This window comes from Agromyces binzhouensis (assembly GCF_004135055.1).
GTDB lineage: Bacteria > Actinomycetota > Actinomycetes > Actinomycetales > Microbacteriaceae > Agromyces > Agromyces binzhouensis.
In genome coordinates this window covers 1-2,927 of the sequence record NZ_SDPL01000395.1, presented here as the reverse complement: position 1 = coordinate 2,927, position 2,927 = coordinate 1, and the positions used below count along the sequence as shown (strand labels likewise).

The following is a 2,927-nucleotide window of genomic DNA, read 5'->3' as shown; positions in this document are numbered from 1 at the left end:
GAGCGCCGCCGTGCGGCGCGAACGGACGAGCCCGCGACCTGACGGCCGCGGTGCGGCGCCGCCGGGGCCTCAGCGCTTGGCGTGCGAGACGGCCGCGAGCAGCCCGTTGACGAAGCCCGCCGAGTCGTCGGTCGAGAGCACCGTCGCGGCCTCGACCGCCTCGGAGATCGCGACCGGGTCGGGGACCTCGTCGTTGTACACGATCTCCCAGACGCCGATCCGCAGCAGGGCGCGGTCGACCGCGGGCATGCGCTCGAGCGTCCAGCCGCGGGAATGGGTGGTGATCAGTTCGTCGATCTCGTCGCGGTGGTCGACGATGCCGTCGACGATCTCGCGTGCGTACAGCCACGACGCCTGCCGCTCGGGCTCGTTCACGGCCCGCTCGGCCTCGGCGACGAGGACCTGCTCGACCGGGACCTGGCGCATGTCAGCCGAGTAGAGCATGTCGAGGGCGCGCTTGCGCGCCTTCGTACGGGCGCTCACTAGTCGTTCACGCGGCCGAGGTAGTCGCCCGAGCGGGTGTCGACCTTGACCTTGGTGCCGGTCTCGAGGAACAGCGGGACCTGGATCTCGTAGCCGGTCTCGACCGTCGCCGCCTTGGTGCCGCCGGTCGAGCGGTCGCCCTGCAGGCCCGGCTCGGTGTAGGTGATCTCGAGCACGACCGACGCGGGGAGCTCGATGTAGAGCGGGTTGCCGTTGTTCAGCGCGATGGTGACCGACTGGTTCTCGAGCATGAAGTTCGCGGCGTCGCCGACGACGACCGCCGGGACCGTGAGCTGGTCGTAGTCGGTGGCGTCCATGAACACGAAGCCGTCGCCGTCGTTGTACAGGTAGGTGAAGTCGCGACGGTCGACGTTCTCGATGTCGACCTTGGCACCCGCGTTGTACGTCTTGTCGACGACCTTGCCGGTCACGACGTTCTTCAGCTTGGTGCGCACGAACGCACCGCCCTTGCCGGGCTTGACGTGCTGGAACTCGACGACGCTCCAGAGCTGGCCGTCGATGTTCAGGACGACGCCGTTCTTGATGTCAGCGGTGGATGCCATGGAAGTGCTTTCCGTTCGATGGAGGGAAGTCTGCGGGCACGCCGAAGGGCATGCGACTGATCGAGTGTAGTCGACTCAGCTGGGCGGTCGCAGGAGCCAGTCGACCGCGAGGCGGTACGAGTCCGACCCGAACCCGGCGATCACGCCGGAGGCGACGGCGGAGATCACGCTGGTGTGGCGGAAGGTCTCGCGCGCGTGCGGATTCGACAGGTGCACCTCCACGAGCGGCACGCCCGCGGTCTTCAGCTGGGCGGCCGCGTCGCGGAGCGCGTAGCTGTAGTGGGTGAACGCGGCGGGGTTGAGGACGACCGGCACGCGGCGATCGACGGCCTCGTGGAGCCACCCGATGAGCTCGCCCTCGTCGTCGGTCTGGCGCAGCTCGATCACGACGTCGTCGGGAACGGACGCCCGGAGGCTCGCCCCGATGTCCGCGAGCGTCTCCGAGCCGTACACCTCGGGTTCGCGCGTGCCCAGTCGGCCCAGGTTCGGTCCGTTGAGGACGAGGATCGTGGTCATGTCCGAAGCCTAGCGGCGCGGCATCCGCCCACTCGCCCGTCGCGGTTCAGGACGCGATCTCCTGGTACGCCGCGAACAGCAGCGACTGGTCGGGCGCGAGCATCACGGTGGGCTTGCCGAGGTCGTCCAGGACGATGAACCGCAGCTGCCCGGCGCGGGCCTTCTTGTCGCGCTGCATGGTCGCGAGGAGGGTGTTCCACCGCCCGGCGGGGTACGACGTCGGCAGGCTCAGCAGGTCGAGCACGCGCTTGTGCCGGTCTGCCACGTCGTCGGAGAGCCGCCCGGAGAGCCGGCCGAGCTCGGCCGCGAACGCCATCCCCACCGCGACGGCCGCGCCGTGTCGCCACTGGTAGCGCTCGGCGTGCTCGACCGCGTGGCCGAGCGTGTGGCCGTAGTTGAGGATCTCGCGGAGCCCCTGCTCGGTGAAGTCCTCGCTGACGACGTCGGCCTTCATCCGGACCGCCAGTTCCACCACGCGGCGGAACTCGGGCGTCCCGGGGTCGGTCGCGACATCCGGGTCGGCCTCGATCACGTCGAGGATCTCGGGGTAGCGGATGAAGCCGGCCTTCACGATCTCGGCGAACCCCGCGAGGATCTCGTTCCGCGGCAGCGTGTCGAGCACCTCGAGGTCGCACAGCACCTCGGCCGGGGCGTGGAAGGCGCCGACCAGGTTCTTGCCCTCGTTCGTGTTGATGCCCGTCTTCCCGCCGACCGCCGCATCGACCATGCCGAGCACCGTCGTCGGGACCTGCACGATGCGGACGCCGCGGAGCCAGGTCGCCGCGACGAAGCCCGCCAGGTCGGTGATCGCTCCCCCGCCGAAGCCGACGATCACGTCGGTCCTGGTGAAGTCGGCCTGTCCGAGGATCTGCCAGCAGAACGCCGCGACCTCGACGCGCTTGGCCTGCTCCGCGTCGGGGACCTCCGCGAGGAGCACCTCGAAGCGGTCGGCGAGCGACTCCCGCAGCGCCGTCGCACGGGCCCCGAGGAGGGCCGGGTGCACGATGAGCACCTTGCGCGCAGATGCTCCGATCGCGTCGCCGAGCCCGTCGAGCACTCCGCGCCCGATCCGCACGTCGTAGCCGGCGTCGCCGCCGACTCGGATCACCGTCGCCTCGTGCTCGCTCATGCGCGTCCTCCAGCCCACTCGGTGATCTCCGCGACGATCCGCGCGACCGAGCGACGCGTGGTGTCGATGCTGAGGCCGGCGACCTCGTCGTACAGGGGGCGGCGCTCCTCGCGGATCCGGGTCCACCGCTCGAGCCCGCCGTCGGCGAGCAGGGGCCGCGTGCCTCCGGTGAGCCGCGGCGCGACGGCCTCGGGGCTGACGTCCAGCCGGACGACGGCGAGGCCGGCGAGGTCGGC

Annotated in this window: 5 protein-coding genes; all 5 read right to left on the bottom strand. The window is 70.6% G+C overall.

Annotated features, from left to right (window positions below):
• Positions 1-69: 69 nt before the first annotated feature.
• Positions 70-483 (bottom strand): transcription antitermination factor NusB, encoded by a 414-nt coding sequence (nusB, locus tag ESO86_RS14725; RefSeq protein ID WP_129235662.1) that lies wholly within the window; start codon positions 481-483, stop codon positions 70-72.
• Complete coding sequence (efp, locus tag ESO86_RS14720) at positions 483-1,046, bottom strand: elongation factor P (protein WP_129235661.1); 564 nt, start codon at positions 1,044-1,046, stop codon at positions 483-485. Before efp ends, nusB begins: the two co-directional genes overlap by 1 nt.
• Positions 1,047-1,121: 75 nt before the next feature.
• The gene (locus tag ESO86_RS14715; RefSeq protein ID WP_129235660.1) at positions 1,122-1,562 is read right to left on the bottom strand and encodes a type II 3-dehydroquinate dehydratase; all 441 of its coding nucleotides are present in this window, start codon (positions 1,560-1,562) and stop codon (positions 1,122-1,124) included.
• Between the two features lie 46 nt (positions 1,563-1,608).
• Positions 1,609-2,691, bottom strand: coding sequence for a 3-dehydroquinate synthase (aroB, locus tag ESO86_RS14710; RefSeq protein WP_129235659.1), 1,083 nt, complete (start codon positions 2,689-2,691; stop codon positions 1,609-1,611).
• A partial coding sequence (locus tag ESO86_RS14705) for a shikimate kinase (RefSeq protein ID WP_277985236.1) occupies positions 2,688-2,927 on the bottom strand: 240 nt, incomplete at its 5' end. The genes aroB and ESO86_RS14705, both read right to left, overlap by 4 nt.

What these genes read in the sequence shown, in the direction of transcription:
- efp (WP_129235661.1), bottom strand. Translation starts at nt 1,046, where the DNA reads ATGGCATCCACCGCTGACATCAAGAACGGCGTCGTCCTGAACATCGAC.
- ESO86_RS14715 (WP_129235660.1), bottom strand. Translation starts at nt 1,562, where the DNA reads ATGACCACGATCCTCGTCCTCAACGGACCGAACCTGGGCCGACTGGGC.
- aroB (WP_129235659.1), bottom strand. Translation starts at nt 2,691, where the DNA reads ATGAGCGAGCACGAGGCGACGGTGATCCGAGTCGGCGGCGACGCCGGC.